This is a genomic window from Bacillus zhangzhouensis (assembly GCF_000715205.1).
GTDB classification, from domain to species: Bacteria; Bacillota; Bacilli; order Bacillales; family Bacillaceae; genus Bacillus; species Bacillus zhangzhouensis.
Genome location: NZ_JOTP01000067.1, coordinates 1 through 1,261, shown reverse-complemented (window position 1 = coordinate 1,261; position 1,261 = coordinate 1). Strand labels below are relative to the sequence as shown.

At 42.5% G+C, this 1,261-nt stretch carries 3 protein-coding genes and 1 pseudogene; all 4 read right to left on the bottom strand.

Annotated features, from left to right (window positions below):
- Positions 1 to 169: 169 nt before the first annotated feature.
- Positions 170 to 373: pseudogene (locus tag BA70_RS20745) on the bottom strand (N-acetylmuramoyl-L-alanine amidase family protein); the annotation flags it as partial.
- A 46-nt stretch (positions 374 to 419) separates the two neighbouring features.
- Positions 420 to 839: a phage holin family protein gene (locus BA70_RS18770; RefSeq protein ID WP_034325262.1), complete on the bottom strand. Its 420-nt coding sequence runs from the start codon at positions 837 to 839 to the stop codon at positions 420 to 422.
- A gap of 42 nt (positions 840 to 881) precedes the next feature.
- Positions 882 to 1,061, bottom strand: coding sequence for an XkdX family protein (locus BA70_RS18765; RefSeq protein ID WP_034325261.1), 180 nt, complete (start codon positions 1,059 to 1,061; stop codon positions 882 to 884).
- Positions 1,058 to 1,261: hypothetical protein (locus tag BA70_RS18760; RefSeq protein WP_034325260.1), on the bottom strand; the 204-nt coding region annotated here is incomplete at its 5' end. The genes BA70_RS18760 and BA70_RS18765, both read right to left, overlap by 4 nt.

Here is a 1,261-nt window from a genome sequence, read left to right as displayed (position 1 = left end):
ACTTTTTTGTGCTTTGCTGACCAATTGGGCCTATCATAGACCCATAGCCACCCATCAGCATTCGGCTTCACCACAGCCATTTTAATGCCTTTTGGCGCCGTTTCTTTTTTAGAGCTTGTTTTAGATGATGATGACACCTTTTTTAAACCGACGGCCGCCGCGATAAATTATTTGCTAGTCTTGCTCTTTGGGACAGATCAACGTAAACATCAGTTGATCGTGTGAGCTTGACTGTTGCCCCATAGAGCTTTTCGAGAATCACTTTAGTTTTCTTGGCAATGGTAAGTACAAGGTCTTTTTCTTTCAACCCGTTTGCTACTGCGCCTGGATCGTGCCCGCCGTGTCCCGGATCAATCATAATTTTCTTTGTCATGTTCATCTACTCCTTAATTTGTTTTTATATAGAAAAAAGCCGCCGATTACTCAGCAGCTTTCTTTTCCTCTTCTTCTTTTTGGCTGTCGTTTTCAATGACGTGAAGACGGTCTGTAATGGAAGCCGGAATTTTAACGCCGATCTGTGCAAGGTTTTCTGTGATAGAAAGTCCTTCATTTGCAATATAGAAAAGCACTGTCCCGAAGGTCAGCACCCCGTTAAGTCCCATGATCTGATCAATAATATTGGCTACAATCACCACAACAAAACTAAGCATTTTCCGCACGTAACCGAACCATGCTGTTCGACTCCGTAGTTTGCCAACTTTCCACGCTTTGATGATGCCAGTTAAGATGTCAATGATGCTTAGCAGCAAGAGCAAGTCCAGAAATTTCACTCCGCCGAACAGATAAGTCTTCGCCAAATCCAAAGTTTCAAAGTTAATAAACAATTTTATATCCCCCATTCGTTTGTCACCTCCTTTCGAAGGCAAAATAAAAAGCATCTGTTAAGATGCTGTTGAACCTAAGTCCACTGAGACAGCAGGCTTGTCAAACTTCAAACCTGTGATCTCTTCAAATTCTGTTTTAGTGATAACTTTCAACGAAACGTACTCCCTCATGATTTCAGGCGTATACACGCCCCAATCCCAAAATACTTTTATGTCGGCCGCCGTTGGATAAATCATGATGCCCCGCCTCTCTGCAGCTGCGAAAGCTGCAATGTAAGGAGAGCGACTTGTTTTTTTAGCAGCGCTACATCATCTGGTGGAAGTGGGTCAGGCTGCAAACTATCAATGTATTCTTTAGTTGCTGCCTCAAACCATTCTTCTTTTTGAGGATCATACTTTGCAATAAATAACCCATCTGGTGGCTGTTTATCTGTATA

Excerpts from the sequence above, each read along its gene's own strand:
- BA70_RS18770 (WP_034325262.1), bottom strand. The coding sequence starts at position 839 with ATGGGGGATATAAAATTGTTTATTAACTTTGAAACTTTGGATTTGGCG.
- BA70_RS18765 (WP_034325261.1), bottom strand. The coding sequence starts at position 1,061 with ATGATTTATCCAACGGCGGCCGACATAAAAGTATTTTGGGATTGGGGC.